The following is a 25,761-nucleotide window of genomic DNA, read 5'->3' on the forward strand; positions in this document are numbered from 1 at the left end:
AAGCCATTTTAATTATTAATCTAATTCTATAAAATGATAATCTTTATAAGTTGAACCGATTTCACAGTAAGGAGTGGTTATTTGGATAAAATAGTTGATCATATAATTAAAATAATGGATAAATATTTTGAAGGACAACCTTTATTATTTCTAAGCTTGTTGATATCTTTATTTATTTTTATATGGTTTAACAGACAATTTAAATCTACTCTAGATAATGAACAAGCATACAAAAAGGAAGAAATGAAAGCATTTCTTCAACTTTATTCTGATATATTAGAGAATTACTATAGTAATACAGATAAACAAGATTTTATTAATTTTGTTTATACTAAATTGCCTTTATTAGATTCAAAAACTTACATAGAAGTTAATAAATATTTGAATAGAAAAAACATAGAAAATAATGAGATGGCTAAAAAGATTGAAGAAGAGATTTTAAAATCGACCAATCTTATTAAATTATCAGAGCGACCTTTGAATAACGTAACTTTATCAGGAACTATGGAGTACTATGGGGGAAAATTTTTGGCTATTGTAAAGCCTCCTTTTTTATCCTTTATGAGTGTATTGGGTTTATGGATTTTCTTCATAGTTACAAATTCAGCACATAATTTCTGGCAAATAACTAAACTCATTTCATTTGTATTATGGTTCTTCTTATTCATAGCGAGTATGGATGATTTGATTGAAAAGAAACACTTCATTGTTAATAAAAGATCTGTTACACCCTTACTTATTATGTTGATATCTCTTTCCGTATTAGTTTTTTCCTACAAGATACGATTTTTAATAGTAGCTCTATTTGTATTACTTTCAAGTTCAATTATTTTTGTTATAATTTCAAGAAAATCTTTCTCTAGGACTAACACACAAAGCAGCTCTAGTGAAGAGATAAATTGATTAACTTAAAATTTAACATCGCAGAGGTGATCGAAATGAAGTTAAACGCTACACCACGCCTACACGCCGTTATGAAGGACAAAGGGTGGACGCAAGTGAGGCTCGCTGAAGCATCGGGCGTTCCACAAGGTTCGATTTCGCGATTCGATAAAAACAGCCGCCACGAAGATTGGCATGTTTTCTCTATTGCGAAGGCGCTCGAAGTAGAAGTAGACGAGTTATTCGAAATAAAAACAGCTACGGAAGAAGACGCTGAATAATCGGCGTCTTTTTTTCATAGAGTCAAAGTGATTTTTTGATATACGCAATTAAATACCGTCTGGAATGCCGGTTCTGGCTCCAACCTCCCCCGCCTCCTTCTCTTTTTTTATAGGCTATCTTTATTCGGTATTCCCCCAACATAATGACTTTATTTAGTTTTGTAAAGCGTTTGGAGGGTCGCACGTGAGGTTGCGAAAGCTGACATTTCGGACAGTTTTTCCGTTATAATTATCACGAGGTGATCGAAATGAAACTTACGGTAAAGCCTCGTCTTGGTGCGGTTCTTTCGCAGTTAAACTGGTCGCAATCCGAATTATCGCGGAGATCTGGTGTTCCACAGGCGTCGATATCTCGGTTTGATAATTCCGAAAGGCACTATGACTGGCATGTCGCATCGATAATGAAAACAACCGGAGCCAAATACGAAGAATTATTCGAAGTAAAAGAAACGGAAGAGGGCGCTGAATAAATCGGCGTCTTTTTATAAAAATTCCCGTAGATTTTCCACTACTTCGTTCTTATCTAGATACAAATACTGTGTTGTTACGGAAAGATCACTATGGCCGAGCGCTTTTGATATACCTGTTAATCTAGCGCCTTTATCAAGTAATGATTTAGCGAAACCCCTTCGTAAAGAATACGGATTAATATTTTTCAATCCATACTCACGAGCGTACTTATTTAAACGCTTCTGTATGTTGTTGTTTGATGGTCCCCTCGCGATAGATCCACCTTGTTTCGTAATAAAAACGAAGTTATTATCCTTTTGTACTGACATCGGATGGCTTTGTTTTGCTTCATTAAAACGTCTGCATGCGTGTAAGTACATCATCGAACGGTAGCAATAAAGTTTCGCGACTCTTAAGAATATCTCCGTTCAATCTTAGTAATTTATCCGAGAGATCAATGTGTTTTTCCTCGAGGTTTGCCAGGGTACTTACACGAATCCCCATTTTATACATAAGGAGAACTGCCGTAGCATCGCGCAATTGGACAAAATCATTTAAATCAGTACGGATAAAAGTATTTTAATATCCTGTTCCGTTACCCCTTGTTTCACTTGTTTATCAACCTTTATATTAATACTCTTCCAAAACTTCGTTTCAAACCATCCATTATCAAAACACCGCGATAAAAAAGCTTTTAGACACTTTAGACGTATTAGTCTTGTTTGTGAGCTGACATCCATTTTTTCAAGCCATAAATAAATTGATTGCGTAGTTATTTCGTCTAAAAACGTCAGGCCTTCTGATTTCATGAAGTTTGTTACGTGAAGACGATAATCACTCATGGTTCGCTTCCTACTCCCCACAACCTCCATTTGCCTCGATACAGTAATAAGAGCCTTTTCAATCTTTGTACGGCCCTTAAAAGAATTGGATGAACTCAATTTATGTATTAAATTAGCTAACTCAGTTAAGTCCTCTTTGACAGTAAAAATATCCTTCTTTTTTGTCACTTTCAAACACTCCTTTCTAATGAAAGGATAGGTATTCAAATAATCATTTTCAACAAAATACGAAAATTAAATTGATATAACTAAAGAAAATTTGGATTTTATATCTAAAATACGAACATAAAACAGTATAATAATACTAATTTTAATGAAACACGAACGAAGCTATTCGCTAACAACGCAACGAACTAACGCCCGAAGACGCTATCGAGGCGTTACGGATCAAATCGCGCCGCAAATATCGCACAATAACTAAACATCACCTCATATAATCGTGTTGAAAAACTAAATCGAACGCATTAAAAAATCCCCGTCTAAAAAGACAGGGATCGTGGTCACACATTTATATATTTTCGGTCACGGTGTGGTCACAAGAGGGCCGCCAAATTGTGACCGGGTCACATTTTCGCTTAAAACTGACGTTTAATGTTCGGATTTTACCGTGACTCCACTTCGTCTCACACTCCGTTTCACACAACGGAATAATTAACGATTATCAATCGTCTCCGGATACAAATCATGGTTCATCATGCGGTACTCGGCCATTTTTTCATACTTCGTGCCAGGCTTTCCGTAGTTTGTGTACGGATCAATGGAAATTCCGCCTCTTGGCGTGAATTTGCCCCATACTTCGATGTAGCGCGGGTCCATTAATTCAATCAAGTCATTCATGATGATATTCATGCAGTCTTCGTGGAAGTCACCATGATTTCTGAAACTGAACAAGTACAGCTTTAATGATTTGCTTTCAACCATCTTTTCATCAGGAATATAGCTGATGTAGATCGTTGCAAAGTCAGGCTGGCCTGTTTTCGGGCATAAAGATGTGAATTCAGGACAGTTGAATTTTACAAAGTAATCGCGGTTTACGTGTTTATTCGGGAAGGATTCCAGCACGTCCGGCGCATATTCGAACAAATAATTTGTACCTTGGTTGCCGAGCAGTGTTACACCTTCTAATTCTGATTCTTTTCTTGTCGTCATGTTCATCTTCCTTTCTATTATACGCCGCGTTTGTTGCCCCATAACAGGGTGTGCAGCTGCGGGAGCACTCTGACGAGATTCAGCTCCGCATCGACAGCTACCTTATCAACAAGCGCTTCATATTTTCCAAGCAAATGTGCAATCAATGACTGGTCATCTGTCGTATGCACGTCATCATTGCCGACTTGTAAATAAAACGGAATCCCGGGGTACCGCTTGTGCACCGTTTTGGCAAATTCCAAATCTTCATCATTAAAGATGACAACCTTCAAGCTGACAGCATGCTGTCTATCATTCTCTTGAAGTGAAGTTAAAATGTGGTCAAGCTTTTGAAAGTTCGTCACCATTTTTGAGCTTGGCGGTTTTGGAGAAATTGTCAAATCATCAATCAGCGTAAACCAATCCTGATAAACGGTCCCTTGAGTTTCAAGCGCTGCACGGATGTTATTTTCCTTCAGCAGTTCAATAAAAGCATCCAGCTGTTTTAACAGAGCCGGGTTACCGCCTGAGATGGTCACGTGGGAAAACGCGTCTCCCCCAATGCCCTTAAGCTCTGCAAAAATTTCTTCTGCCGTCATCCAGCGAATATCTTTTTTAGCAGATCCGTCCCAAGTGAAGGCGGAGTCACACCAGCTGCAGGAATAATCACAGCCGGCTGTCCGGACGAACATCGTTTTCTGTCCAATCACCATGCCTTCTCCTTGAATCGTCGGGCCGAAAATTTCTAATACAGGAATTCCTTTAGCCATTCAAACCACCCTTTTTCGGACGGTAGACACAGTAGCTTGTCGGTGTTTCACGGACAAACACCTGTACACAGGCCGGCTTATTCTCCAAAGTGTCTAAATAAGCCTGTACGTTGTCATAAATCGTTTTCGCCACGACTTCAGTTGTCGGCAGCGAATACCGGTCGTCCTGAGAAAAATCTTCATGATCATTTAATAGCGTATGATCATAGTTTCCATGCACCAGTTTTTTGAGCACGCTGAAATTGACAAGGAAGCCGGAGTCGTCAAGTTCGTCGCCGGCAACGGTTATATTTACGGTATACGTATGCCCGTGAATCCTGCTGCACGCTCCCGCACTATCCCGAGGGATAAAATGAGCGGCTGAGATGTGCATGTCCTTATTCAGTTCAAACGAATAAGGATGCTGGACTTGCGGATAAATTTGAGATAACAATTTATGCACGCTCTCCTTTCATCACCATATATTCTTCATAACCTTTTGAACGAAGATGGCATGCCGGACATTCGCCGCAGCCGTCTGCGATGATGCCGTTATAGCATGTCAGCGTGTTGTTTTTCACAAAATCAAGCGCGCCAAGCTCATCTGCAAGCTTCCATGTTTCCGCCTTATTGAGCCACATGAGAGGCGTGTGGATCACAAACGGCTTCTCCATCGCCAGATTTACCGTTACATTGCAAGATTTCACGAATTCATCACGACAGTCAGGATAACCGCTGAAGTCTGTCTCGCAAACTCCTGTAATAATGTGGCGCGCGCCAATTTGGTATGCCAGGATAGACGCAAAGGATAAGAATACCAAATTGCGGCCTGGAACGAATGTGGATGGCAGTTCGCCGTCTTTTGCTTCTATCTCAATATCATTTCTAGTCAGGGCATTCGGTGCAAGCTGATTTAAAAGTGACATATCAAGCAAATGATTTTTCACACCAAGCTTTTCCGCAATGGATTTTGCCACTTCAATTTCCTGCGAATGCCGCTGATTATAATGAAAAGTCACCGTTTCGACTTCTTCGAATTCTTTTAAAGCCCACAGTAAGCATGTGGTGCTGTCTTGACCGCCGCTAAATACGACAATTGCTTTTTCTTTTTTCATGATTCCTCTCCTTCTCCGCAATAAACACATCGGCGAGAGACATCGCTACAGCTGATTTACGCAAAAAAACACCTTTTCGGAAGGTGCTCTAGAAAAACATAAAAAAGGCCGTATCCAAGGATACAGCTCGTCCTTAGTTTTTTATAGAGGGTGTAGCTAGAACCTCTCCCGCATACCGCACGGATTTTCTTCAATTTTTTCACTTCTGCTATCTTACCATAATGTTGTTTTTCTTGACAATAAAAAAGTCAGTCCCCGCTCGCTTCAAGATCTATTGTGCCGGTTCGCTTCATTATATATAGTTATAAACTGCGCCGCCGAGGAGCCTTTTTACAAATCAAGGCGCCTATGAAGGCCAGACTCACATAGCCAAACAAAGGATAAATAGTTGAAATGAGCTTTCCGTACCCTATTTGGCTCGTGATATAAGCCGTGATCATAATGGCTGCAAAGATATATTTGCTTTTTATTGGAAGAAAACTCTGCACTTGTTTTTCTAATCCATATAAATTACCGATAACTGATGTGAACACTTCTCCGAAAATAATGAGTAAATAAATCAAATGGACAGATCTTGCAAAAAGATAAACCACTTGCGCCATCGGTATATCATACAAAAATACATCCGGAAGAGTCGACAAAGACAGAAAACTCGCGGACAGCACAATCGTCAGCATCGTGCCTCCGATTAAAGCGCCTTTTTTGATCACTTTCTCCGAGGACATTTCATTCGCCAGCGGAACCAAAACCGCTTGGGCCAGCGATAAATTTAAAGCCCCGTACGAAAAGGCTGACAACAGCCAATCCCAGCGATGTGGCCAGACCCACTGAGCTGCGTTTCGTGATTCGCTGAATATAAAAGAGTCGGCCACCACAATCATTGAAAAGATGATTAAAAGGGGAACAACAAACACATTGACACCGAAAATGCCTTTTACTCCTCTGGTCATCACAATTAAGCTCAGACCGATTGTAATAAGCATCCCAATCTGAGCGGACATCCCCAATTGTTCCTCAAAAAGCGCCCCTGCTCCTGAGAGCATAACAGATGTAACTCCGAGGAGAACAAACAGCATAAATACATTGATAATCCGCCCAGCCGTCGTCCCGAACAAAAAGATGTTCATTTCTTGATATGACTTGGCATTGATTCGCTTTGAAATGATCATCAGCTTGGCGCCCAGTAACGTAAACATTCCGCCGCTGACGAGAATGCCGAATAAACCGAACCAGCCGAACTTCAGAAAAAACTCAACAATTTCTCTGCCAGTCGCAAATCCAGCTCCGACTACTGTGCCGACATACACAAAAGCAAGCTGACCTGCAGACCCTTTTGATTGTTCCATTTCTCCCCTCCGAACGAACCGCAGTTTTGTCCATAGATGCCTTTTTATAACCTATGAGACAAGTTCCTTGAAAAGACGAAGAAAACATGTTTTACTTTGTAACAAATTAAAAAATATTGTGCAAAAGACTTGAAAGTCAAAGTTAGTCAGAGTATACTATTAATCAAAGTTGGTCAAACAAACTGGCCTTTTTTAAAAAACATTTGGTCAAAGATAGTCAAAAAGCAAAGTTGCTTTGAGCATATTGTTTTGAATGCCGTTACGTTTGCCATATACTAATAGTCAAAGAAGGTCAAATTCAATAGACCTTTTTATTCACTTTCATTGGTCAAAGAAGATCAAATTATTAAGGAGGTTTTGGCAAATGCGTTGTCAACATTGTCATCAAAACGAGGCGACGATTCGCCTTAACATGCAAATAAATTCCGTTCATAAACAGATGGTTCTATGTGAAACTTGTTATAACGAACTGACCCGTAAACCTTCAATGAGTATGGGTCCTCAATCTTTCGGATTTCCTTTTGAACAGGCATTCCAGCCGAAAGAACAGAGCGCAGCAAAACAAAGCGGAAAAAAAGGGCTGCTTGATGAGCTGGCTCAAAATATTACAAACGGTGCTAAAGCCGGTCTCATTGATCCCGTCATCGGCCGTGATGATGAAGTGGCACGAGTGATCGAAATTCTAAACCGCCGCAACAAAAACAATCCGGTTCTTATTGGGGAGCCGGGTGTAGGGAAAACTGCCATCGCTGAAGGACTCGCTTTAAAAATTGCTGAAGGCGATGCTCCAAACAAACTGAAAAACAAAGAGCTATACTTGCTTGATGTTGCATCCCTTGTTGCAAATACAGGGATCAGAGGCCAATTTGAGGAGAGAATGAAACAGCTGATCACTGAGCTGAAGGAACGAAAAAATGTCATTCTCTTCATTGATGAAATTCATCTTCTCGTCGGCGCAGGCTCTGCAGAAGGATCAATGGACGCCGGCAATATTCTCAAACCGGCCCTAGCCAGAGGCGAACTGCAAGTCATTGGGGCGACAACACTGAAAGAATACCGTCAAATCGAAAAAGATGCTGCGCTGGAAAGACGTTTTCAGCCTGTCATGGTGCAGGAGCCTTCAATTGAACAAGCTATCCTCATTCTGCAAGGGATTAAAGACAAATACGAGGCGTACCATGGCGTGACATTCAGTGATGAAGCAATCAAAGCATGTGTCACGTTATCATCCCGCTACATTCAGGACAGACACCTGCCGGATAAAGCAATTGATTTATTAGATGAAGCAGGTTCAAAAGCCAACCTGTTAATCGATGAACTGAATGATGAGGATGCGGCTGAACGCTTAACTGCAATTGAAGCCGAAAAAACCAAAGCCCTTGAAGAAGAAAATTACGAACTGGCGGCAAAACTCCGTGATGAAGAAATCGCATTGGAGAAAAAACTGAACAGCTCCTCCGCTCAAACCGCTGTCACTGTGGAAGCTGAGCACATTCAGGAAATTGTTGAACAAAAAACAGGCATTCCTGTCGGCAAACTGCAGGCAGACGAACAAACGAAAATGAAAGAGCTTGAAGCAAAACTTCATGAACGCGTGATCGGACAAGAATCCGCTGTTCAAAAAGTGGCAAAAGCGGTAAGACGAAGCCGCGCCGGATTAAAATCCAAAAACAGACCAGTCGGCACCTTCCTCTTTGTCGGTCCTACCGGCGTAGGGAAAACAGAGCTCTCTAAAACACTGGCAGATGAATTGTTCGGCACAAAAGACGCTATTATCCGTCTCGATATGAGCGAATACATGGAAAAACACGCCGTATCTAAGATTATCGGTTCACCTCCTGGATATGTCGGCCATGAGGAAGCTGGACAATTAACTGAAAAAGTGCGCCGCAATCCTTACAGCATTGTGTTGCTGGATGAGATTGAAAAAGCACACCCAGACGTTCAGCATATGTTCCTGCAAATTATGGAAGATGGCCGTCTGACAGACAGCCAAGGCAGAACCGTAAGCTTTAAAGACACTGTGATCATTATGACAAGCAATGCGGGTGCTGGCGAAAAACAAACGAAAGTCGGTTTCCAATCAGATGACAGTGTCATCGAAGAACAGACATTGATTGATTCACTGAGCATGTTCTTTAAACCTGAGTTCCTCAACCGTTTTGACAGCATTATTGAGTTCCGCTCATTGGAAAAAGAACATCTGGTCAAAATCGTCAGCCTTCTTCTTGGAGAACTTGAAGATACATTGGCTGAACGGGGCATCAGCTTGCATGTGACAGCTGAAGCGAAAGAAAAAATCGCTGAGCTTGGCTACCACCCTTCATTCGGTGCACGTCCGCTTAGAAGAACCATCCAAGAATGGGTTGAGGATGAAATGACTGATCTGCTGCTTGATAACAGCGAGATCACAAGTTTTCACGTCATTTTAGAAGATGATAAAATCAAAGTGCAAGCGAATTAACAATTAGCGGTTTCCTTTTAGGAAGCCGCTTTTTTATGCATTCATACTCTTGACTGAGAAAATACCGTCCCTTCCCCTGAAGCGCTGATTCCTTTCATCCTTTACACTTTTTTTAAGGAGGGATGGAACATGTTTATATATAGTGAATATGTATTTCTACTATTATATGAATACAGTCTGAAGGACAGCTTGCAAACAAACTGCCAATTTCATTAAACCCCCGGGCTTTTCAATTTTGAAAAGTCCGTTTTTGTTTATTTCTCCCTTCTATGCCTCTTCCTTGAATATTTCATGAACAAATTCACAATGTCCCTAAAGTTCCGGGCACCAAAACCGATATTAACCATAGACAAGCTAGTAAAAAAGGATTTGGTGAAAACTATGGATAAAACTTCGTTAATCGGTATTATTCTTGCTTTTGTGGCATTGAGTGTGGGAATGGTTCTGAAAGGCGTCAGCTTCAACGCGCTTGCAAACCCCGCCGCCATTTTAATTATTATCGCCGGGACAATCTCAGCAGTCGTTATTGCGTTCCCAACAAAAGAAATTAAAAAAGTGCCTGCGCTGTTCCGAGTGCTATTTAAGGAAAATAAACAGCTGACAATAGAGGAACTCATTCCTATGTTCTCTGAATGGGCCCAGCTTGCACGCCGTGAAGGTCTGCTTGCTTTAGAAGCAAGCATTGAGGATGTAGATGATGCTTTCTTGAAAAACGGGCTCAGCATGGCTGTTGACGGGCAAAGCGCGGAATTTATCAGAGATATCATGACAGAGGAAGTCGAAGCAATGGAGGACAGGCACCAAGCCGGAGCCGCTATCTTTACACAAGCGGGAACGTACGCGCCAACACTTGGAGTACTCGGCGCTGTAATCGGGCTAATTGCCGCCCTCTCTCATATGGATAACACAGATGAGCTTGGGCACGCCATCAGTGCTGCCTTTGTTGCCACACTTCTCGGTATCTTCACAGGGTATGTGTTATGGCATCCCTTCGCAAATAAATTAAAGCGAAAATCAAAACAAGAAGTAAAACTGCGTGAAGTCATGATTGAGGGTGTGTTATCCGTTTTAGAAGGACAGGCACCGAAAGTCATCGAACAAAAGCTTTTAATGTATCTTCCTGCGAAGGACCGCTTGAAATTTGCAGAACAAGGAGAGGCGCAAAATGGCGAGAAAAAAGAAGAAGAAGCATGAGGACGAGCACGTTGATGAATCATGGCTCGTGCCTTACGCCGACATCCTTACTCTTCTCCTGGCATTGTTTATTGTGCTGTACGCGAGCAGTTCAATTGACGCAGCTAAGTTTCAAATGCTTTCAAAATCATTTAATGAAGTCTTTACAGGCGGCACCGGCGTACTGGACTACTCCAGTGTCACTCCTCCTGAAAACGAGTCAGACGGCATCGATGAAGTGAAAAAGGAAAAAGAAGAGAAAGAGAAAAACAAGAAAGAAAAAGAAAAAGCAGCTGATCAAGAAGAACTTAAAAATGTGAAGAGCCAGGTGGAAAAATTCATCAAAGATAAAAAGCTGGAACATCAGCTTGAGACGAAGATGACTAGTGAAGGCCTCCTGATTACGATTAAAGACAGCATTTTCTTTGACTCTGGAAAAGCGACCATTCGTAAGGAAGACGTACCGCTTGCAAAAGAGATTTCAAATCTTCTTGTGATTAACCCGCCAAGAAATATCATTATCAGCGGACATACTGATAATATGCCAATTAAAAATTCTGAATTCCAATCAAACTGGCATTTAAGCGTCATGAGAGCGGTAAACTTTATGGGGCTTTTGATTGAAAACCCCAAGCTCGATGCTAAAGTGTTCAGTGCCAAGGGTTATGGCGAGTACAAACCGGTGGCTTCCAACAAAACTGCGGAAGGCCGAAGCAAAAACCGGCGGGTTGAAGTTCTCATCCTGCCAAGAGGCGCAGCGGAAACAAATGAAAAATAGAAAAAAAGGAAGCCCTGTGACATATCAGGCTTCCTTTTTTTACTTATTGTGAAACTGTTTTGCGTTTAACCCTACTCTTTTTAACATTTCAGTGCACATCTCTACCTCTTCTTCGCTTAATACGCTGATCATTTCATCAATTTCAGCAGCGTGATCAGGGAAAATATCGTTCAAAAGACCGATGCCTTTTTCAGTAATTTGTGCAAATGTCACCCGTCTGTCTGTAGGAGAAGCTTTCCGAATGAGAAGTTCTTTTTGCTCCAGCTTATCTACAACGTATGTGATGCTCCCGCTAGCCAATAGAATTTTATCCCCTATCTGCTGCAGCGGCTGATCGCCTTTATGATATAAAAGCTCTAGTACAGCAAATTCAGTCGGATTCAGCCCGTGCTTATGAATATGCTTATTCATATGATCATTAATAGACCGATACGCGCGCGACAGCACGATAAATAACTTCAGTGATTTTTCTGTCATGTCTCAATCATCCTTTTAGAAACCGTTACAGAGAAACATTAATAAACAAAGACCAAAATGTCAATAAAAATCTTTCCAATATTTCTCTTCTTTTTTAAAATGTTAGCTGCTCAACATCTTTTTCTAATTTTTTTGGTTATTTTTTCTTATTAAAGAAGAAGAAACAATGATATAATACCTCTAATCAGGTGTATGTTGGAGCGATGCAAATTGAAAATACTAAAAGGCGCCTGCGGGAGAGTCAAACTTTATATCATACTGGTCGTGATTCCGGCAATCGTCATCAGCTTTTTCGTATATGAAAAAGAAAAAGATACAATAGCTGCAGAACATAAGCAAGAAGCAAGTGTCCTGCTAAACCTTCACCGCAATAAAATCAATTATTTAATCGGAGAAACGATGGCACGAATGACCTCCTTGTCCATCGCCATTGACAGACCGGTTGATATAAAGAAAATGCAGTCGATTTTGGAAAAGACCTTTGATTCAGAGCCGAGATTTTCCGGCCTCTATTTTCTAAATGCCAAAGGAGACGTCACCGCAAGCACAACCGAATTAAAAACGAAAGTAAACCTGGCCGACAGATCTTTTTTTACAAAAGCAAAGGAAACAAAAAAGACAGTCATTTCAGATAGTTATTCGAGCAGAATTACAGGCCAGCCCATTTTTACAATTTGTGTCCCTGTTTTGGACTCAAAACAAAATGTGACAGATTATCTTGTCGCAGCTATTCAAATTGATTATTTGAAAAATCTCATTAACTTGCTGAGCCCTGATGTTTATATTGAAGTCGTGAACCAAGACGGGAAAATGATTTTTGCGAGCGGACAGGCCTCCCGTGTAAAAGATCAGAAACCTGTCAGCGGATATCTGGATGATATCAGCTGGAATATGAAAGTATATCCGAACCCTGTCACCATAGAAGAATTGACAAAAAGCCTTGTGCTTCCGCTTTCATGCAGTATTGTGCTGCTGAATATCCTTTTTATTCTCGTGCTGTATTATTTACTGAAGCGCCAGACCCAGCTGGAGCGCTCAGAAAATGAGGCGCAAAAATTAGAGCTGATCGGGACGCTTGCGGCCAGCACAGCCCATGAAATCCGTAACCCTCTCACAGGGATAAGCGGCTTTATTCAGCTGTTGCAAAAGAAATATAAAGGTGAGGAAGATCAGCTTTACTTCTCCATTATCGAACAGGAGATCAAGCGAATCAATCAAATTGTCAGTGAGTTTCTCGTTCTCGGCAAGCCGACAGCTGAAAAATGGGAACTGAACTCGCTTCAGGACATTATCGGAGAAATTATGCCGATCATCTATTCTGAGGGGAACCTATACAATGTTGAAGTCGAATTACAGTATTTAACCGAACAGCCCTTACTCGTAAAATGTACAAAAGATCATATTAAACAAGTGATTTTAAATGTGGCAAAAAATGGACTCGAGTCAATGCCTGAAGGAGGCAAACTGACGATCTCCCTGGGAGCTTTAGATAAAAAAGCCATAATCAAAGTTGTGGATAACGGTGAAGGGATTTCTCAGGAAATGCTGGATCACATCTTCCTTCCCTTTGTTACTTCGAAAGAAAAAGGAACCGGTCTCGGCCTTGTCGTTTGTAAACGGATCGTGCTGATGTACGGAGGCTCTATTCATATTGAAAGTGAAGTGCGAAGAGGCACAGAGGTGACAATTACCCTCCCCGTGTCCGCTTCATAACCCCCTGACCTTGTCAGGAGGGTTTTTTTATCTTCGTGACCGGGCATTTCCATTCGACTTGCCTGCTGGACTGCCGGAAAAAAGGATTTTGATGAAACGCAGCAGCATTTTCAGAAGCCAAAAAACCATAAAAAATACTAAAAAACCCTTTATGCCTTCTGTGGCATCTAAAAACTCCATATTCCCTCTCCCCGTCACTTTTTGCTGAATCTCAATCGCAAATACGATCACAATGATAACTGTAACAGTATAGATAAAGGACAAGGCTGTTATACTCCATTTAGAAAGCCAAGTAAACACAACATGAGTGAAACCGAAAAAAAGAATGCCAAAAATGCCGATCACCCAAAAATGCATTTCTTTGTCAGTTAAGTGAATGCCGAATAATCCGCATATAGAAATAAAAGCATCATGAAATTCATTGACCATTTCAGTAATAAGAATCGCCAGTTCTTTCATTAGTTCCCTCTTTCATATGAAATTTTCCAGAAAAAAAGAGCGCTTCTGAAAAGCTCTCTCTCTTTATATATGCATCTGATAGGCCGCTATTTATTTGCATCATATGCTGGCATAACATCTCTGCGGGGCCACAAGCCTAATTTCTTTACAAGACCTTGAATCCCTTGGGAATGTTCGTTTTCTTGCATAAGCTGGTGATATTCATTTATTAAACAATCCAGCTCCTGACTGTGCCTGATCGTGTCATGCCCTGTAAATCCCTGCTTTCTAGCGGCATCTATCATTAACTTTCTTTTTTCATCAATAGACACCAACAATCTTTCTTGTTCAGAAGAACCGCCCATTCACTTCACCCCTCGCCGCTAAGAAATAGGAAACAAGTTTGATTGGGTTATTGTGCATTATTACAGATTATACTTTATTTGTAAACATATTTTCATTAAATAAGTTAATTTTTCAGGTATAATAGATATATTGATAGGATTAGAAGAACAATACCCAGGTGAAGAATATCTTAAACACGCCGCCACGCAGGAGGTATGCCCAATGAAGAAAAAGAAAGCAATAATGCTCGGAGCCGCAGGCGGAAAAGCGATTTTAAAGAGGAAAAACCGAAAAAAATGTATCCAGCACATCACTACTTTTTTTCAGATGCTTCGCGATTGGCGAAATGGCAATTACCCTCGTTCACAGGTTAAAACACTTTTGCTGCTAACTGCTGCCATCTTGTATATCGTCATGCCGCTCGATATCATTCCAGACGTTATACTAGGTCTTGGGTTTATTGACGATGCAGCTGTCTTAGGTTTCATTTGGATGCTAATTAAAAAAGAACTGTCACAGTATGAAAAGTGGCGTTTGCAATAAATATAAAAAGCCCCGTTCGGTGAACGGGGCTTTCTCATGCTTATTGACTCACGCTGTTTTTTTCATAAATCGGAACCCAGCCTTCAGTTGTGACAAAAATTCTCACCGCGACAACTTTGCGGTCCTCCTGAAGCGTGAAGTAATGGCGGATATTCTCAGGCACGGAGATTAAATCTCCAGGGTTTAAACGGACATCAAAAAACGTGCCGTCCTTGCCTTGAATGACAAAAATACCGTGTCCGCTTACGATAAAACGAACCTCATCGTCTGTATGGTGATGCTCTCTTTTAAAATTTTCAAGCAGTTCATCAAGTTTCGGGTTGCTGTCTGACAATGAAATAACATCCTGTGCTTTGTAGCCCCGGCGGGTTGAGATGTCTTTAATTTCAGTTTCAAAGGTATCAAGAATTTGCTGTTTTTCTTCTTCTGTCAAATCATATTTCTCTGAGAGATGATCCGGAAGCTTCGCGATATCCCATTGCTCATAAATAACCTCTTGACTGTCCAGAAAGCTTGCTACTTCCTCTTGATGTTCAATCGTTGTATTTGCCTCATCATGAATTCGAATTGTAGCCATTTCAATTCCTCCTTTTATTTAACCAGCTGATGCTGAAGGGTTTTCAATTTTAAATGGTAGCTGAACAAAAATTCAAACGCTTCAAGCACTCTTTTTGCTTCAAATGCTGTTCTCCCCCATGCGGTAATACCGTGATTGCGGATCAGAACAGCTCCTGAATCTTCTGAAACTGCTTTCTCAAACAGTGCCGCGAGCGTCGGAATATGAGCCGGATTTTCAATGATCGGAATGGTCACTTCTGCATTCTCTTCCCATAAGCCGAGTGCTTTTATAATTTCCTGGCCTCTGAATGTGATTTTCTTTTGGTCTCCGTATATCTCTGAAATCACATTATTGTTTACCGTATGGACATGCAGGCAGCATCCGGCATTGGTTTTATTGTACAAATGTGTATGAAGCAGTGTTTCCGCTGACGGTTTCAGAGAATGCCCGCTTTCAGCGGGCTCTCCGTTTTGGTCGACCAAAAGAAAATCCTCATCCGTCTCTTTGCGTTTATCTTTTCCGCTTGCAGTGACGAGAAATGTTAAAGGCTCATCAGTAACCTTAATGGACAGATTGCCGCTAGTCGCCGGAAACCAATCTCTCTCTGCCAATTCCCGTTTTACTTCAGCGAGCTCTCGCCATCGTTCTTGTTTTGCAGCCATTCCTGTACCTCCGTTACATTCTCAATTTCTTTTCTTATCTCATAAAAATCTTGATACGGGAGATGATTGAGGTTTTGCTCCTGGCATTCGTTTAATAAATAATCTCTTGCAAAGCATAAGTCAGACAGCTTTGCTGCCTCCACATCTGTAACCGAATCACCGATCATGATGATATATTGGTTTGGTTCAGAAAGTTCATGGATGACCGACGGCTTACAGCACCCGCATTGATTGCTGCATGTTCCCTTGCAAGAATGAGGCCAATCAATATGAATATAATCATTGTCAAATGACGCATGATTGCAATAAACGCGGTCTTTCTCCACAATGCCTTCAAGCAAAGGATATACAAAAAAGTCCATCCCTCCGCTTATGACATAAAACGGAATCTCATTCTCATTGATAAACGCTACAAATTCCCGAAAGCCTTCCCTGATTTTTGCATCTTCCAATACAAAACTTGTAATCTCTTCTTTTAAACGGCTGGGCAGCAGGCTGAACATCCGCCCGACACCTTCCTTGATCGACAGCTTTTTGGAAAGTACGCCGTCTTTTAATGCCACCCACTCCGGCGGAGCGAATGTTTTCATGATATTTATAATGTTGTCGTTCATTGTGATGGTTCCGTCAAAATCACATATAATCAAAGGTTTTCGAGTCGTCATACGGCTTCAGCCTTTCCCCATTTGTCTAGCGCAAGCTTAAGATCCTTGCATTGTTCGGCTTTTTCATCAATCGGCTGGGCTTCTAAGACCGCATCAATAATGGCTCTGAACGCACGCCCCCCGCCTTGGGCACCGTTTGGATGTCCATGTACGCCTCCTCCGGCGTTAATGATATGATCTATGCCGAAATCACGCATTAATAGCGGAACCATGCCGGGGTGAATGCCTGCTGACGGAACGGCAAATGTTTGGTTAAAAGCATCCTCTCTCACACATTCTTCATGAATGGCCAGCGCATCAGCTCTTGGCAGCGCAACCGAACCATATGGAGACGGAAAGAGGCTGAAGTCAGCACCGCAATATCGGTTTAATTTCCCGAGTAAAAGTGCATGAGAAAATCCGTAAAACGGAGAAGATGTAAAGGCCCCGCTGACCGCTGGATGCGCCATAATCGGAATTGCGATTTCAGGATCTTCCGCAAGGCTTTGCATAACGTCCAAGCCGTAAGCGAAGACATTAAACAAAAGCGCATCAGCCCCCAATTCGGCAGCACGTCTCGCTTTGTCTTTCAGATCAGCCGTGCGTCCAGTCAAATTCACCGCATACAGCGTTTTATGTCCGGTTTGCTCATACGTTTCTTTTAATATTTGCTTTCCTTCTGTAATTCTTGTTTCAAAAGGCGCTAGACCTGTCTCAAAGAAAATTTCATCGTCTTTAATCAAGTCAACTCCGCCAAGCGCCTGCTGTCGAAGCTGTTCTTTAATATCACTCAGGTCCCTTCCGATTACACCTTTAAATATGCTCATTAACAGCGGTCTTTCAAACTCTCCCAGCAGCTTCCGGATGCCGTATACGCCAAACTTTGGTCCCGGAAGTACACGCTTAAATGCTTCAGAGAAGTGAAGATCGATTAATTTGATTTTTCCGTCCAAGGACAGCTTGCCAAACACTGTTGTCAGCAAAGCCGGAATATCCTGAGAGAAATTGATTTCAGGATAGGCAATTGTGATGACGGCTTGTTTTTCTGATACAGAAGATCCCTCTCTCTCCTCAACATTTATCACCCGCCCCTTGTGCTTTTGCATTTGCTCCTGCTTTACAAGGGGGAGATCAGTCCAGGAGCCTACTGTCAATCCTGTTGCAATTTGTTCTGCTTTCTTCTCTGTATCAGCTCCCGGTTCTGTTAGAAGATATGTTGCTAATAACTCACTCATCCCAGAGCTCCTTTCATTTTCATCCATATCAAAAAACCTCTTCAAACTGCAATCGCGTCTGAAGAGGTTTCGTTTCTCGTCCGAATCTTATCTCTCAGCCGCTAGCTGCAAGAATTAGCACCGTGCTTTATAAGTCGGTTGCCGGGCTTCATCGGGCTCGTCCCTCTGCCTGCTCTTGATAAGAAAATATAGATTTTATAAATTATTTTGAATTATCCCATCGTTATAGGGTCTTGTCAATGGTTTTTTGGGTAAACAGGTTTAGTTTGCCAATTCGATAAGCGGCTTCCTTGAGCCTTTCTTCACTTGTTAAAAGTCCGACTCTGACGTAGCCCTCTCCGTATTCACCGAAGCCGTTTCCAGCCGCAACCGCCACATTCGCTTTTTCCAGCAAAAGGTCTGAGAACTTCTCAGAAGTATAGCCTTCAGGTACAGGCAGCCATGCAAAAAATGACCCTGCCGGAGCTGTCACATCCCAGCCAATTTCACGGCATGCAGCAATCCAAGCGTTTCGCCTGCTCTCATATCGGGCATTTTGCTCTGCCACACACCTCTGATCAGCTAACAGTGCCTCTGCTGCAGCCTCCTGAGTCGCTCTGAAAAGACTGACAAACATATGGTCTTGATAAAGATTGATTGCTTCAATGACCGAAGCGTTTCCGACGGCAAAGCCAACTCGCCATCCTGCCATGTTATACGTTTTTGACAGCGTGTAAATTTCAATTCCAATATCCTTTGCACCTTCAGTCTGCAAAAAGCTTAAAGGCTTACAGCCGTCAAACCCTACAGCGCCGTAAGCAAAATCATGAACGACGCAAATTCCGTTTTCTTTTGCAAAGCTCACGGTTTCTTCAAAGAATTTAGAGGTAGCAATAGCTCCAGTCGGATTATTCGGATAATTTAAATACATCAATTTCGCTTGTTCTCTCACCTGAGCGGGGATGCTGCTGTAATCGGGAAGAAACGCCCTGTCCTTTACGAGCGGCATCATTTCCATCTTCGCTTTCGCGAGTGTGACACCAGACCAGTAATCAGGGTAGCCCGGATCAGGAACTAAGATCGTATCACCGGGATTCAACAAGCATTGCGGGAGCTCGACAAGACCTGCTTTTCCGCCGAATAATACAGCGACTTCGGTTTCCGGATCCAGATCAATGCCGTACTCTCTTTTGTAAAATGCAGCCGCCGCTGACTTCAGGCTGTATGAGCCGCGAAAAGACGAATATTTATGATTCTCAGGATCAGCAACAGCTCGTTTCATCTCCTCGACGATATGTTCCGGAGTCGGCTGATCTGGATTTCCCTGTCCTAGATTGATAACGTCGTGTCCCTCTGCGAGCTTTCGGTTCACTTTCTGCACCAAGGAAGCGAAGAATTGTTTAGGCAATTCCTTTAATACATGAGACTGTTCAAATTTCATCTATTCTCACCTTCTAAAAAAATCTTGAAATGATAGTCCATCATCATATATGGTTAAATGAAAAAAGTAAAGAAAAAATTTGGGGTGTTAAAAAGATGAAATGGACGATATCTTGTCTTCAATTTGATATTTCATATGGTAAACCTTCGGAAAATATAAAAAAGGCTGAATTTTTGATCGAAAAAGAAAGCAAACATGCTGATGTTCTTGTTCTGCCTGAATTATGGACGACCGGATATGATCTGGCCAATCTTGATGAACTCGCTGATGAAGACGGCCATTTTGTTCAGAGCTGGCTGAAGAAAACGGCAAAAAAACATGGAGTTCATCTTGTCGCCGGATCGGTCGCTGTCAGAAAGGATTCTGATGTTTATAATACAATGTACATCGCGGATAAGAAAGGGCAAATCATTAAAGAGTACAGAAAAGCCCATCTTTTTCAGCTGATGGATGAGCATTTGTATTTATCAGCCGGTTCCGAAGATGGATGCTTTGAGCTTGACGGCGTCAAAAGCGCAGGATTGATCTGCTATGATATCCGTTTTCCGGAGTGGATCAGAAAACATACGACAAAAGGTGCCAACGTGCTGTTTATTTCCGCGGAATGGCCTCTCCCCCGACTCGATCATTGGAAAAGCCTGCTTATTGCCCGTGCCATTGAAAATCAATGCTTTGTCGCAGCCTGCAATTGCACTGGTTCAAATCCAGATAATGAATTTGCAGGCCATAGCCTGATTATTGATCCATGGGGGCGTGTACTTGCTGAAGGCGGCCGTAAGGAAGGCATAGTCCGTGCGGAAATCGACCTTCATAAAAGCGTCGAAGTACGGGAGAGCATCCCTGTTTTCGATGATATCAGAAAAGATTTATATTAAAAAATATATTGACAACTTATTAAAACACCTGTTAGTATGTTCATCAACTGATAAATTAGAATTGTTTAACAAATGAATATATTCTCTTATCGAGAGTTGGGCGAGGGATTTGGCCTTTTGACCCCAACAGCAACCGACCGTAATTCCATTGTGAAATGGGGCGTATCTTTTTCGCGCCGAGACGCTTGTCTCTTAAGGCACGGTGCTAATTCCATTCAGATCTGATCTGAGAGATAAGAGAGGCGGACATAGATGTTAAGCCTCCTTCTCTCTGAGAAGGAGGCTTTTTTACGGCCACATATTAAGTGATTACATAATTGGAGGTTATGATGATGGCAGTCACAAAAACACCTTTATACGAAACGTTAAATGAAAGTTCCGCTGTGGCGTTGGCTGTGAAGCTTGGCTTATTTCCAAGCAAAAGCACCCTGACATGTCAGGAGATCGGCGATGGCAACTTAAATTACGTTTTTCATATTTATGATCAAGAACATGACAAAGCATTGATCATTAAACAGGCGGTTCCTTATGCAAAAGTGGTGGGAGAAAGCTGGCCGCTCACAATCGATCGTGCAAGAATCGAAAGCAGCGCTCTCATCCGTCAGGGCGAGCATGTGCCTCACTTGGTTCCAAGAGTGTTTTACTCTGATACGGAAATGGCGGTTACCGTCATGGAGGATCTCTCTCACCTGAAAATCGCAAGAAAAGGGCTCATTGAGGGTGAAAATTATCCGCACCTGTCACGGCACATCGGTGAATTTTTAGGAAAAACACTTTTCTACTCATCAGATTACGCGCTTGAACCTAAGGTGAAAAAACAGCTTGTTAAACAGTTTACAAACCCTGAGCTATGCGACATTACGGAAAGACTTGTTTTTACAGATCCTTTCTTCGACCATGACACAAATGATTTTGAAGAAGAGCTTCGTCCTTTTGTCGAGAAGCTTTGGAATAATGACAACGTTAAAATCGAAGCCGCTAAGCTGAAAAAGTCATTTTTAACGTCTGCGGAAACGTTGATTCATGGTGATTTGCATACAGGAAGCATTTTCGCAAGTGAGCACGAAACAAAGGTGATTGATCCTGAGTTTGCTTTTTACGGACCGATCGGCTTTGATGTAGGGCAATTTATCGCCAACTTATTTTTGAACGCACTCAGCCGTGACGGGGCTGACAGAGAGCCGTTATATGAACATGTCAACCAGCTCTGGGAAACGTTTGAAGAGACGTTTAGTGAAGCCTGGCAGAAGGACAGTCTGGATGTTTACGCCAACATCGACGGTTACCTCACTGATACGCTCAGCCATATTTTTGAAGAAGCAATCGGATTTGCGGGCTGTGAGCTGATACGACGCACGATCGGCCTTGCCCATGTAGCTGACCTGGATACGATCGTGCCGTTTGATAAACGAATCGGCAGAAAACGCTTGGCGCTCGAAACCGGCACAGCCTTTATCGAAAAACGTTCGGAATTCAAAACGATAACAGATGTGATTGAATTATTTAAGTTACTTGTAAAGGAATGATCCATTCATGACCCATTCATTTGCTGTTCCACGTTCTGTTGAATGGAAAGAAACAGCTATTACCATTTTAAATCAGCAAAAGCTTCCTGATGAGACGGAATATTTGGAGCTGACGACGAAAGAGGATGTATTTGATGCGATTGTCACGCTCAAGGTAAGAGGTGCTCCGGCGATCGGCATTACGGCTGCCTTCGGACTAGCGCTTGCTGCCAAAGACATTGAAACAGAGAATGTCACAGAATTCCGGCGCAGACTGGAAGACATCAAACAATATTTAAACAGCTCACGGCCTACAGCCATTAATTTGTCATGGGCGCTTGAGAGACTGAGTCATTCGGTCGAAAACGCGATTTCCGTAAATGAAGCAAAAACAAACCTTGTCCATGAAGCAATTCAGATTCAGGTCGAGGATGAGGAAACGTGCCGGTTGATCGGCCAAAACGCCCTGCAGCTTTTCAAAAAAGGCGACAGGATCATGACGATCTGCAATGCCGGCTCAATCGCGACAAGCCGCTATGGAACGGCGCTAGCTCCGTTTTACTTGGCCAAACAAAAAGATTTGGGATTGCACATTTTTGCCTGCGAAACAAGGCCTGTTCTGCAAGGATCACGCCTTACTGCTTGGGAGCTGATGCAGGGAGGCATTGATGTCACGCTAATTACAGACAGCATGGCCGCCCATACGATGAAGGAAAAACAAATTTCCGCTGTTATCGTCGGAGCTGACCGAATTGCAAAGAACGGTGATACGGCAAATAAAATCGGCACATATGGCCTTGCTATTTTAGCAAACGCCTTTGATATTCCGTTTTTTGTCGCCGCACCTTTATCTACATTTGATACGAAGATCAAATGCGGCGCTGATATCCCGATAGAGGAGCGGGATCCCGACGAAGTCAGGCAGATTTCCGGAGTACGGACCGCTCCATCAGATGTGGCTGTCTTTAATCCCGCTTTTGACATTACACCTCATGATCTCATTTCAGGAATCATCACAGAAAAAGGGATTATGACCGGTAACTATGCAGAAGAGATTGAACAGTTGTTTAAAGGTGAAAAGGTGCATTAAAAAACCGCTGGACTTTGCTCATTTGGAGCTGAGTCAGCGGTTTTTTTGTTTCTTTTTGTTAACATTGATAATTTCATCTTTTTGAGCGCTTGATATGATATGCAGTTTTACAAACAGTTTGGCAAAAACGGCAATTTTCTCAGAGCGGCTCGGCTTCAATTGCTTTGTCCTCCTTTTTCATCAGACCAACTTTTTTAACTTAATAAAATGATATGTCGTCAGTGAAAAAAGGGAACGTGCCATATGTTTTATTTTTCTTTATAGGAGATTTGCTCGATGTTCAGCAAAAAAGCTTTGATATCAGTTTTGCTTCCGGCGTAGCCTGTTAACGCACTGTTTTTGCCAATCACTCTGTGACACGGAACAAAAATCGGCAGGTCGTTACGTTTATTAGCCTGTCCGACAGCGCGCACCGCCTTCGGACTCCCGACCGCAGCGGCAATATCAGCATAGCTTCGGGATTCACCATATGGGATCCTCTCCAGCGCCTCCCACACTTTTTTCTGAAAAGGTGTGCCCTCTTGGCTGAGCGGCAGGGAGAATGTCTTTCTTTCTCCGGCGAAATATTCATGAAGCTGTTTTTTCGCTTCTGCAAGAAGAGGTGTTTCCTTGTGTTCTGTCTTCTGAACGGTTTCTTTCCAATCCATCCAATCTTCCTGACTGAGAAATAGACGGGTGATCCTGCCCTCCTCTTCGGCAATGATAAATTCACCGAGCGGCGTTTCAGCTGTCATATAGTAATTCACTCATCATTCCTTCTTTCTTCAGCATTCTGTCTGACGGGAAGCGTAATATGAAAAACGGTGCCCTTTCCTTCTTCACTTTCGACCATAATCTCGCCTTGATGTTCTTCAATAATTTTATAGCTTACCATAAGCCCAAGTCCAGTTCCCCGTTCCTTTGTCGTATAAAATGGTTCACCAAGGCGCTTTAATTTATCTTCTGTCATTCCAATCCCCTCGTCTTTTAAGGAGATGAGAACATGATCTTGATCCAGTACTCTTATCGTCACAAAAATGTTTCCGCCGTCAGGCATCACTTCGATAGCGTTTTTTAATATGTTGATAAAAACCTGTTTCAGCTGATTCGGTTCACAGTAGATCGGGGGAATGTCGTCCATTAAATCAAGCTGCATTTGTACATTGCTGAGATTGGCTTGCGCGTTTAGAAGGTCTATCGTGTCTCTCATAATTTGGGTAACATGTTTTTCCTCATACATAATGGCCTGGGGCTTGGCTAAAATCAAGAATTCGGTGATGATGGATTCGATGCGCTTTAGTTCTGAGGTGATCACGTTGAAGTAAAGGGCGTAGTCTCCCTCGACACTTCCTTTCAGAAGCTGAATGAAGCCTTTAAGAGCGGTCATCGGATTTCTGATTTCATGGGCAATGCCGGCTGCGAGTTCGCCGACAACATGAAGGGTATCTGATTTGCGCAGGCGTTCCTCCAATTCTTTTCGCTCTGTAACGTCTTTAAAGATAGCCAAGTTCATATTTTGAATAATATTCCGTTTAAATGAGAATTCGAGTTTTCGATTGTCACTGCTGCTTAGCAAAAATGGAATTTCGTTATCCATTTCATCAAAATTAATCTGCCTTGCCGGTGATGCCAGATTTTCTATTTCATAAGCAGAAATAATATCTAGCAGGCTGTGCTGTTTGATCTCTTCATGTGACAGGCCCAAAATATGGCTTGCTAACGGGTTGGCGTCGATGATCCTGTATTGATTGTCGAACAATACATTGCCGTCCATTGAGCCGTTGAACACTTTTCTGAATTTCAGCTCGCTTTCCCGAAGCTCCTTTTCCATCCGCTTTCTGTCGCTGACATTTCTTAAGATCGTTAAATGCTGGTTTTCAAGTATGGTCCGCTTTGAAGTGAATTCGAGCTCTTTGAACTGCCCATTCCCCATTTGAAACAGCAGCTCTTCTCTGATCTCTCCGTATTTTGCATATTTCCTTTTCGTTATGCTGTATTTCTGCTGCGAGTCGACGAGAAAATCACACAGCTTTCTTTTCAACAGCAAGTTCATCGGCAGCTCAAAAATTTTGCAGGCTGATTGATTCGCCTTAACGATTCTTCCGTCATTCGACCAAATGATGATGGCGTCCATCGCATTTTCAAAGATTTCTCTGAATCGCTCCTCACTTTTAAAGAGCTGGAGCTCCATAGACCGCTTCTCTGTGATATCCCTCATAATAGACATATAAAAACCGCTGATGATGTTTGATGTAATCGTGAATTCAAATAGCTTTTGGACTCCTGAACGAAGCTTGACAGGCAGCTCCCCCTTCGCTTTTCCCTTGCGGTTGAGCGTCTTCCAGATATTGTCGAAATCTTTTCTTGAGCCGCTGTCTATGAACTCATACAACGACAAATGAGACAGCTCATTATGATTGATTTCGAAGCTTTTACAAAAGGACAAATTGGCATCAATAAAACCGCCATCTTTATCAAACAGGACGATTCCATCAACCGCTCTGTCAAACAAGTCCTTAAAAAGCTGTTCATTCATAGAGAATTCCCGCTCCAAAATCTTCTTAGAAGATATGTCTCTCATGACCACAAAAAAGAAATCCTCGCCAATGCCTCTTTTGGCTAGAAATTCTATGTATTTTGTCGCCCCGCAATCAAGCCTGATCGGGACCTCCTTCCACAGAAAGCCTTTTTTAAAAAACTTCTTTACGGCAAGATTCAGTTCATCCTTTGGGATTGAAAACAAAAAATCCAAAACAGAACGCTCTTTTAAATCTTCCGAGTCAACTTGAAGCATCCTTTCTGTTGCTTCATTCGCCTGAACGATTCGCATTTCGTTATCACAAATAAAAATAGCATCGAGCGTATTGTTGACAATCACTTGATGCTGATTCAATTCCTTTTTCAGTCGCGCGTTTTCTTCTTTGAGGCGATTCAGTTCCTCTCGCAGCTCCGAGTTTGTCTGGACATCAAGAGTTTCCATGCATGTACACTCCTTCTTCAAAACCTATCCCTCAATATTTCTACAAAATGCGGGAACTTCCTTCATTTGCCCTATAAATTTCAGAAAA

At 42.1% G+C, this 25,761-nt stretch carries 30 protein-coding genes and 3 riboswitches; of the genes, 11 read left to right on the forward strand and 19 right to left on the reverse strand.

What is annotated here, in order from left to right; translation table 11 throughout:
• Positions 1 to 81: 81 nt before the first annotated feature.
• The 3 genes from NZD81_RS08220 to NZD81_RS08230 all read left to right on the forward strand — a co-directional run bounded on the left by NZD81_RS08220 (position 82) and on the right by NZD81_RS08230 (position 1,633).
• The gene (locus NZD81_RS08220) at positions 82 to 903 is read left to right on the forward strand and encodes a hypothetical protein (protein WP_282374271.1); all 822 of its coding nucleotides are present in this window, start codon (positions 82 to 84) and stop codon (positions 901 to 903) included.
• Between the two features lie 35 nt (positions 904 to 938).
• The gene (locus tag NZD81_RS08225) at positions 939 to 1,163 is read left to right on the forward strand and encodes a helix-turn-helix domain-containing protein (RefSeq protein ID WP_282374270.1); all 225 of its coding nucleotides are present in this window, start codon (positions 939 to 941) and stop codon (positions 1,161 to 1,163) included.
• A gap of 248 nt (positions 1,164 to 1,411) precedes the next feature.
• Entirely contained in the window at positions 1,412 to 1,633 is a 222-nt protein-coding gene (locus tag NZD81_RS08230) for a helix-turn-helix domain-containing protein (protein ID WP_069838867.1), read from the forward strand.
• A gap of 12 nt (positions 1,634 to 1,645) precedes the next feature.
• On the opposite strand, the gene NZD81_RS08235 is transcribed toward NZD81_RS08230, so the two are convergent.
• The 8 genes from NZD81_RS08235 to NZD81_RS08270 form a co-directional block, all read right to left on the reverse strand.
• Positions 1,646 to 1,996, reverse strand: a complete 351-nt coding sequence (locus NZD81_RS08235; RefSeq protein WP_354669331.1) for a site-specific integrase — start codon at positions 1,994 to 1,996, stop codon at positions 1,646 to 1,648.
• On the reverse strand, positions 1,965 to 2,126 hold the full coding sequence (locus NZD81_RS08240) for a site-specific integrase (protein ID WP_354669332.1): 162 nt from the start codon (positions 2,124 to 2,126) through the stop codon (positions 1,965 to 1,967). Before NZD81_RS08240 ends, NZD81_RS08235 begins: the two co-directional genes overlap by 32 nt.
• A 41-nt stretch (positions 2,127 to 2,167) precedes the next feature.
• Positions 2,168 to 2,623, reverse strand: coding sequence for a hypothetical protein (locus tag NZD81_RS08245; RefSeq protein ID WP_282374268.1), 456 nt, complete (start codon positions 2,621 to 2,623; stop codon positions 2,168 to 2,170).
• 483 nt (positions 2,624 to 3,106) lie between these two features.
• A complete protein-coding gene (queF, locus tag NZD81_RS08250; RefSeq protein WP_003218613.1) occupies positions 3,107 to 3,604 on the reverse strand; it encodes a preQ(1) synthase in 498 nt (165 codons plus the stop codon).
• A 17-nt stretch (positions 3,605 to 3,621) separates the two neighbouring features.
• Complete coding sequence (gene queE, locus NZD81_RS08255; protein WP_172640753.1) at positions 3,622 to 4,353, reverse strand: 7-carboxy-7-deazaguanine synthase QueE; 732 nt, start codon at positions 4,351 to 4,353, stop codon at positions 3,622 to 3,624.
• Complete coding sequence (gene queD / locus NZD81_RS08260; RefSeq protein ID WP_282374267.1) at positions 4,346 to 4,795, reverse strand: 6-carboxytetrahydropterin synthase QueD; 450 nt, start codon at positions 4,793 to 4,795, stop codon at positions 4,346 to 4,348. Before queD ends, queE begins: the two co-directional genes overlap by 8 nt.
• Entirely contained in the window at positions 4,788 to 5,447 is a 660-nt protein-coding gene (gene queC / locus NZD81_RS08265; protein ID WP_071576690.1) for a 7-cyano-7-deazaguanine synthase QueC, read from the reverse strand. The genes queD and queC overlap by 8 nt, the downstream gene beginning before the upstream one ends.
• Before the next feature lie 127 nt (positions 5,448 to 5,574).
• Positions 5,575 to 5,619, reverse strand: a riboswitch (PreQ1 riboswitch).
• Between the two features lie 130 nt (positions 5,620 to 5,749).
• On the reverse strand, positions 5,750 to 6,793 hold the full coding sequence (locus tag NZD81_RS08270; protein ID WP_040083303.1) for a YkvI family membrane protein: 1,044 nt from the start codon (positions 6,791 to 6,793) through the stop codon (positions 5,750 to 5,752).
• Between the two features lie 364 nt (positions 6,794 to 7,157).
• Here NZD81_RS08270 and clpE point away from each other — a divergent pair, with 364 nt between their 5' ends.
• The 3 genes from clpE to motB all read left to right on the forward strand — a co-directional run bounded on the left by clpE (position 7,158) and on the right by motB (position 11,208).
• Positions 7,158 to 9,257, forward strand: a complete 2,100-nt coding sequence (clpE, locus tag NZD81_RS08275) for an ATP-dependent protease ATP-binding subunit ClpE (RefSeq protein WP_282374266.1) — start codon at positions 7,158 to 7,160, stop codon at positions 9,255 to 9,257.
• 381 nt (positions 9,258 to 9,638) lie between these two features.
• Positions 9,639 to 10,451 carry a flagellar motor stator protein MotA gene (motA, locus tag NZD81_RS08280; protein ID WP_014663751.1) on the forward strand — a complete coding sequence of 271 codons (813 nt, stop codon included), beginning with the start codon at positions 9,639 to 9,641 and terminating at the stop codon, positions 10,449 to 10,451.
• A complete protein-coding gene (gene motB / locus NZD81_RS08285) occupies positions 10,423 to 11,208 on the forward strand; it encodes a flagellar motor protein MotB (protein WP_014663750.1) in 786 nt (261 codons plus the stop codon). The genes motA and motB overlap by 29 nt, the downstream gene beginning before the upstream one ends.
• Before the next feature lie 39 nt (positions 11,209 to 11,247).
• Here motB and mhqR read toward each other — a convergent pair whose 3' ends face one another.
• Positions 11,248 to 11,685 carry a MarR family transcriptional regulator MhqR gene (gene mhqR, locus NZD81_RS08290; RefSeq protein WP_003232475.1) on the reverse strand — a complete coding sequence of 146 codons (438 nt, stop codon included), beginning with the start codon at positions 11,683 to 11,685 and terminating at the stop codon, positions 11,248 to 11,250.
• 192 nt (positions 11,686 to 11,877) lie between these two features.
• Here mhqR and kinD point away from each other — a divergent pair, with 192 nt between their 5' ends.
• Positions 11,878 to 13,398: a sporulation kinase KinD gene (kinD, locus tag NZD81_RS08295; RefSeq protein ID WP_080478213.1), complete on the forward strand. Its 1,521-nt coding sequence runs from the start codon at positions 11,878 to 11,880 to the stop codon at positions 13,396 to 13,398.
• A gap of 27 nt (positions 13,399 to 13,425) precedes the next feature.
• Here the strand turns inward: kinD and NZD81_RS08300 are convergent, their stop codons facing one another.
• Positions 13,426 to 13,857 (reverse strand): hypothetical protein, encoded by a 432-nt coding sequence (locus NZD81_RS08300; RefSeq protein WP_014663748.1) that lies wholly within the window; start codon positions 13,855 to 13,857, stop codon positions 13,426 to 13,428.
• Positions 13,858 to 13,943: 86 nt separating this feature from the next.
• Positions 13,944 to 14,201, reverse strand: a complete 258-nt coding sequence (spo0E, locus tag NZD81_RS08305) for an aspartyl-phosphate phosphatase Spo0E (RefSeq protein ID WP_003218598.1) — start codon at positions 14,199 to 14,201, stop codon at positions 13,944 to 13,946.
• 202 nt (positions 14,202 to 14,403) lie between these two features.
• Here spo0E and NZD81_RS08310 point away from each other — a divergent pair, with 202 nt between their 5' ends.
• Positions 14,404 to 14,724, forward strand: a complete 321-nt coding sequence (locus tag NZD81_RS08310) for a YkvA family protein (RefSeq protein WP_014663747.1) — start codon at positions 14,404 to 14,406, stop codon at positions 14,722 to 14,724.
• 40 nt (positions 14,725 to 14,764) lie between these two features.
• On the opposite strand, the gene mtnD is transcribed toward NZD81_RS08310, so the two are convergent.
• The 5 genes from mtnD to mtnE all read right to left on the reverse strand — a co-directional run bounded on the left by mtnD (position 14,765) and on the right by mtnE (position 19,244).
• Positions 14,765 to 15,301, reverse strand: a complete 537-nt coding sequence (mtnD, locus tag NZD81_RS08315; protein WP_040083307.1) for an acireductone dioxygenase — start codon at positions 15,299 to 15,301, stop codon at positions 14,765 to 14,767.
• A 14-nt stretch (positions 15,302 to 15,315) separates the two neighbouring features.
• On the reverse strand, positions 15,316 to 15,945 hold the full coding sequence (locus tag NZD81_RS08320) for a methylthioribulose 1-phosphate dehydratase (RefSeq protein WP_134975606.1): 630 nt from the start codon (positions 15,943 to 15,945) through the stop codon (positions 15,316 to 15,318).
• Positions 15,903 to 16,610, reverse strand: coding sequence for a 2-hydroxy-3-keto-5-methylthiopentenyl-1-phosphate phosphatase (mtnX, locus tag NZD81_RS08325; protein ID WP_014663744.1), 708 nt, complete (start codon positions 16,608 to 16,610; stop codon positions 15,903 to 15,905). Before mtnX ends, NZD81_RS08320 begins: the two co-directional genes overlap by 43 nt.
• Positions 16,607 to 17,824, reverse strand: coding sequence for a 2,3-diketo-5-methylthiopentyl-1-phosphate enolase (mtnW, locus tag NZD81_RS08330; protein ID WP_041521503.1), 1,218 nt, complete (start codon positions 17,822 to 17,824; stop codon positions 16,607 to 16,609). The genes mtnX and mtnW overlap by 4 nt, the downstream gene beginning before the upstream one ends.
• Positions 17,825 to 17,908: 84 nt before the next feature.
• A riboswitch (SAM riboswitch) is annotated at positions 17,909 to 18,009 on the reverse strand.
• A gap of 38 nt (positions 18,010 to 18,047) precedes the next feature.
• The gene (gene mtnE, locus NZD81_RS08335; RefSeq protein WP_289860047.1) at positions 18,048 to 19,244 is read right to left on the reverse strand and encodes a methionine-glutamine aminotransferase; all 1,197 of its coding nucleotides are present in this window, start codon (positions 19,242 to 19,244) and stop codon (positions 18,048 to 18,050) included.
• 95 nt (positions 19,245 to 19,339) lie between these two features.
• Between mtnE and NZD81_RS08340 the strand changes: the two genes are divergently transcribed.
• The 3 genes from NZD81_RS08340 (at position 19,340) to mtnA (ending at position 22,714) form a co-directional block, all read left to right on the forward strand.
• A complete protein-coding gene (locus NZD81_RS08340) occupies positions 19,340 to 20,119 on the forward strand; it encodes a carbon-nitrogen family hydrolase (RefSeq protein WP_136654587.1) in 780 nt (259 codons plus the stop codon).
• A gap of 83 nt (positions 20,120 to 20,202) precedes the next feature.
• Positions 20,203 to 20,359, forward strand: a riboswitch (SAM riboswitch).
• Between the two features lie 92 nt (positions 20,360 to 20,451).
• Positions 20,452 to 21,645, forward strand: a complete 1,194-nt coding sequence (gene mtnK / locus NZD81_RS08345; RefSeq protein WP_040083311.1) for an S-methyl-5-thioribose kinase — start codon at positions 20,452 to 20,454, stop codon at positions 21,643 to 21,645.
• 7 nt (positions 21,646 to 21,652) lie between these two features.
• On the forward strand, positions 21,653 to 22,714 hold the full coding sequence (mtnA, locus tag NZD81_RS08350; RefSeq protein ID WP_014663739.1) for an S-methyl-5-thioribose-1-phosphate isomerase: 1,062 nt from the start codon (positions 21,653 to 21,655) through the stop codon (positions 22,712 to 22,714).
• 33 nt (positions 22,715 to 22,747) lie between these two features.
• On the opposite strand, the gene NZD81_RS08355 is transcribed toward mtnA, so the two are convergent.
• From NZD81_RS08355 to kinE, 3 genes are all read right to left on the reverse strand, one after another.
• Entirely contained in the window at positions 22,748 to 22,873 is a 126-nt protein-coding gene (locus tag NZD81_RS08355) for a hypothetical protein (RefSeq protein ID WP_014663738.1), read from the reverse strand.
• An 89-nt stretch (positions 22,874 to 22,962) separates the two neighbouring features.
• On the reverse strand, positions 22,963 to 23,460 hold the full coding sequence (locus NZD81_RS08360; RefSeq protein ID WP_040083312.1) for a methylated-DNA--[protein]-cysteine S-methyltransferase: 498 nt from the start codon (positions 23,458 to 23,460) through the stop codon (positions 22,963 to 22,965).
• The gene (gene kinE / locus NZD81_RS08365) at positions 23,457 to 25,673 is read right to left on the reverse strand and encodes a sporulation two-component system sensor histidine kinase KinE (RefSeq protein ID WP_014663736.1); all 2,217 of its coding nucleotides are present in this window, start codon (positions 25,671 to 25,673) and stop codon (positions 23,457 to 23,459) included. The genes NZD81_RS08360 and kinE overlap by 4 nt, the downstream gene beginning before the upstream one ends.
• Positions 25,674 to 25,761 lie beyond the last annotated feature (88 nt).

Source organism: Bacillus sp. B.PNR1 (assembly GCF_030386235.1).
Classification (GTDB): Bacteria; Bacillota; Bacilli; order Bacillales; family Bacillaceae; genus Bacillus; species Bacillus stercoris.

What these genes read in the sequence shown, in the direction of transcription:
- NZD81_RS08225 (WP_282374270.1), top strand. Translation starts at nt 939, where the DNA reads ATGAAGTTAAACGCTACACCACGCCTACACGCCGTTATGAAGGACAAA.
- NZD81_RS08230 (WP_069838867.1), top strand. Translation starts at nt 1,412, where the DNA reads ATGAAACTTACGGTAAAGCCTCGTCTTGGTGCGGTTCTTTCGCAGTTA.
- NZD81_RS08235 (WP_354669331.1), bottom strand. Translation starts at nt 1,996, where the DNA reads ATGATGTACTTACACGCATGCAGACGTTTTAATGAAGCAAAACAAAGC.
- NZD81_RS08240 (WP_354669332.1), bottom strand. Translation starts at nt 2,126, where the DNA reads ATGTATAAAATGGGGATTCGTGTAAGTACCCTGGCAAACCTCGAGGAA.
- queF (WP_003218613.1), bottom strand. Translation starts at nt 3,604, where the DNA reads ATGACGACAAGAAAAGAATCAGAATTAGAAGGTGTAACACTGCTCGGC.
- queE (WP_172640753.1), bottom strand. Translation starts at nt 4,353, where the DNA reads ATGGCTAAAGGAATTCCTGTATTAGAAATTTTCGGCCCGACGATTCAA.
- queC (WP_071576690.1), bottom strand. Translation starts at nt 5,447, where the DNA reads ATGAAAAAAGAAAAAGCAATTGTCGTATTTAGCGGCGGTCAAGACAGC.
- NZD81_RS08270 (WP_040083303.1), bottom strand. Translation starts at nt 6,793, where the DNA reads ATGGAACAATCAAAAGGGTCTGCAGGTCAGCTTGCTTTTGTGTATGTC.
- clpE (WP_282374266.1), top strand. Translation starts at nt 7,158, where the DNA reads ATGCGTTGTCAACATTGTCATCAAAACGAGGCGACGATTCGCCTTAAC.
- motA (WP_014663751.1), top strand. Translation starts at nt 9,639, where the DNA reads ATGGATAAAACTTCGTTAATCGGTATTATTCTTGCTTTTGTGGCATTG.
- motB (WP_014663750.1), top strand. Translation starts at nt 10,423, where the DNA reads ATGGCGAGAAAAAAGAAGAAGAAGCATGAGGACGAGCACGTTGATGAA.
- mhqR (WP_003232475.1), bottom strand. Translation starts at nt 11,685, where the DNA reads ATGACAGAAAAATCACTGAAGTTATTTATCGTGCTGTCGCGCGCGTAT.
- kinD (WP_080478213.1), top strand. Translation starts at nt 11,878, where the DNA reads ATGTTGGAGCGATGCAAATTGAAAATACTAAAAGGCGCCTGCGGGAGA.
- NZD81_RS08300 (WP_014663748.1), bottom strand. Translation starts at nt 13,857, where the DNA reads ATGAAAGAACTGGCGATTCTTATTACTGAAATGGTCAATGAATTTCAT.
- spo0E (WP_003218598.1), bottom strand. Translation starts at nt 14,201, where the DNA reads ATGGGCGGTTCTTCTGAACAAGAAAGATTGTTGGTGTCTATTGATGAA.
- NZD81_RS08310 (WP_014663747.1), top strand. Translation starts at nt 14,404, where the DNA reads ATGAAGAAAAAGAAAGCAATAATGCTCGGAGCCGCAGGCGGAAAAGCG.
- mtnD (WP_040083307.1), bottom strand. Translation starts at nt 15,301, where the DNA reads ATGGCTACAATTCGAATTCATGATGAGGCAAATACAACGATTGAACAT.
- NZD81_RS08320 (WP_134975606.1), bottom strand. Translation starts at nt 15,945, where the DNA reads ATGGCTGCAAAACAAGAACGATGGCGAGAGCTCGCTGAAGTAAAACGG.
- mtnX (WP_014663744.1), bottom strand. Translation starts at nt 16,610, where the DNA reads ATGACGACTCGAAAACCTTTGATTATATGTGATTTTGACGGAACCATC.
- mtnW (WP_041521503.1), bottom strand. Translation starts at nt 17,824, where the DNA reads ATGAGTGAGTTATTAGCAACATATCTTCTAACAGAACCGGGAGCTGAT.
- mtnE (WP_289860047.1), bottom strand. Translation starts at nt 19,244, where the DNA reads ATGAAATTTGAACAGTCTCATGTATTAAAGGAATTGCCTAAACAATTC.
- NZD81_RS08340 (WP_136654587.1), top strand. Translation starts at nt 19,340, where the DNA reads ATGAAATGGACGATATCTTGTCTTCAATTTGATATTTCATATGGTAAA.
- mtnK (WP_040083311.1), top strand. Translation starts at nt 20,452, where the DNA reads ATGGCAGTCACAAAAACACCTTTATACGAAACGTTAAATGAAAGTTCC.
- mtnA (WP_014663739.1), top strand. Translation starts at nt 21,653, where the DNA reads ATGACCCATTCATTTGCTGTTCCACGTTCTGTTGAATGGAAAGAAACA.
- kinE (WP_014663736.1), bottom strand. Translation starts at nt 25,673, where the DNA reads ATGGAAACTCTTGATGTCCAGACAAACTCGGAGCTGCGAGAGGAACTG.